This is a genomic window from Corynebacterium sp. HMSC22B11, assembly GCF_001815965.1.
Classification (GTDB): Bacteria; Actinomycetota; Actinomycetes; order Mycobacteriales; family Mycobacteriaceae; genus Corynebacterium.
Window position 1 is genome coordinate 1 of the sequence record NZ_KV823486.1, and the last position, 1,418, is coordinate 1,418.

Here is a 1,418-nt window from a genome sequence, read left to right on the forward strand (position 1 = left end):
CGCCGGGCAGACACACTTTTTGCTACTTAACCCAAGGTTTAGCCGAACGCAAGCAAAGTGGGAAAGCAAAAACCCCAAGCTCCGAAGAGCTTGGGGTTGATCTTGCGACCCTGACGAGACTTGAACTCGCGACCTCCGCCGTGACAGGGCGGCGCGCTAACCAACTGCGCCACAGGGCCGTACTCCCAACGGGATTCGAACCCGTGTTGCCGCCGTGAAAGGGCGGAGTCCTAGGCCACTAGACGATGGGAGCACGTTCAAAACGCTTTTAAGCGTCTCAAACAGCTCGCTCAGTCTAACCCGCTCCCTATACAACAACCAAATTGCCGTGTGACGAGGGGCTTTATGACCACCGGGTTCGTCTCAACAAGATACTGTGCCGCGCCGCGCGACGCAATTCCTAGATGTGTGCTTCCAACCACTCGGCCACACCCGGCCACAGATTCCGGTGCTTCGAGCGATAGAAACCCATGTGCCCGACGGGCCCGTTCGCGGTCCCCTCCCCCGCTTCGATGTCCTGTTTCAGGACGTCGGCGCGAACCAGCTTGTCGGTCAGGACATTCACCGCGCCCCGGTGTGCCCAGAGGTCATCCGCCATGACCACCGATAACACCGGCCCCTCGGCTTTGGCGAAGCGCTCCGCGAAATCGAACTCTGGATCGTCGAAGAAGTACTGCTTCTGGGCTGCCCAGCTTCGCCATTGCAGCATCACGCCCAGCGGGATGGTTTTGCCCACCCCGAGGGCCTCGACGGGCACGTACCCCATGAGTTTTTCGCACACCGGAGTGACCACATTGAAAATGGTCCAGACCTTCGCCCTCTCCGCAACGGTGCGAATCGTCCTAGTGATGCCTGCGTGGCTAGCGATCATCACCATGGCCTCCACGGGTTCCTCGTGCTGTGTCGCGAGCATTCCATGAGCGCCGACCGAGTGAGCCACGGCAGCGTGTGAAGCATCCGGGAAGCGCTCCTTGAGGGCGCGGGTGGCGGCGGGTACATCCTTGACGATCCAGTCACTCATACGGATCGCGCGGTTGGACTTATCACCCGGCGTCGCGGATTCCCCTGTGCCACGGAAATCGTAAATCAGCCCAGCCCAGCCCCGCTCCGCGAGGAACACCGCGAACTTGCGATAGAGGTGCATGTCCACGCCCGTCGCCGGGTGCAACGCCACCGCTTTCCGCACTGGCCCGTCACCGGCGGGCAGCACCCACTGACCAGCCAGCACGGTTCCGTCTGCGCATTCGATGCGGGCGGATTCAAATGTGGGCTCCCCGTTCTCCTCAGCGCGTGGCTGAGAGGCATGGTTCTTGGATTCCGTCATGCTTTCCAACCTATGGCACAACAGGCCCGCTGGTTCGGGAGTAGCAAATCCCCCGGTTGCGTGAACTAGCCCCCGAAAGTTGGACTGGTTTAAT

Annotated in this window: 1 protein-coding gene and 2 tRNA genes; all 3 read right to left on the bottom strand. The window is 61.0% G+C overall.

Annotated elements, in window-relative coordinates; all coding sequences use genetic code 11:
* Positions 1-105 precede the first annotated feature (105 nt).
* The 3 genes from HMPREF3088_RS04225 to HMPREF3088_RS04235 all read right to left on the bottom strand — a co-directional run bounded on the left by HMPREF3088_RS04225 (position 106) and on the right by HMPREF3088_RS04235 (position 1,324).
* Positions 106-179, bottom strand: a tRNA-Asp gene (locus tag HMPREF3088_RS04225).
* A gap of 1 nt (position 180) precedes the next feature.
* Positions 181-253, bottom strand: a tRNA-Glu gene (locus HMPREF3088_RS04230).
* 147 nt (positions 254-400) lie between these two features.
* Positions 401-1,324 (bottom strand): alpha/beta hydrolase family protein, encoded by a 924-nt coding sequence (locus HMPREF3088_RS04235; protein ID WP_083317320.1) that lies wholly within the window; start codon positions 1,322-1,324, stop codon positions 401-403.
* Between the last annotated feature and the right edge of the window lie 94 nt (positions 1,325-1,418).

Coding starts and splice junctions, on each gene's coding strand:
- HMPREF3088_RS04235 (WP_083317320.1), bottom strand. CDS start 1,324: ATGACGGAATCCAAGAACCATGCCTCTCAGCCACGCGCTGAGGAGAAC.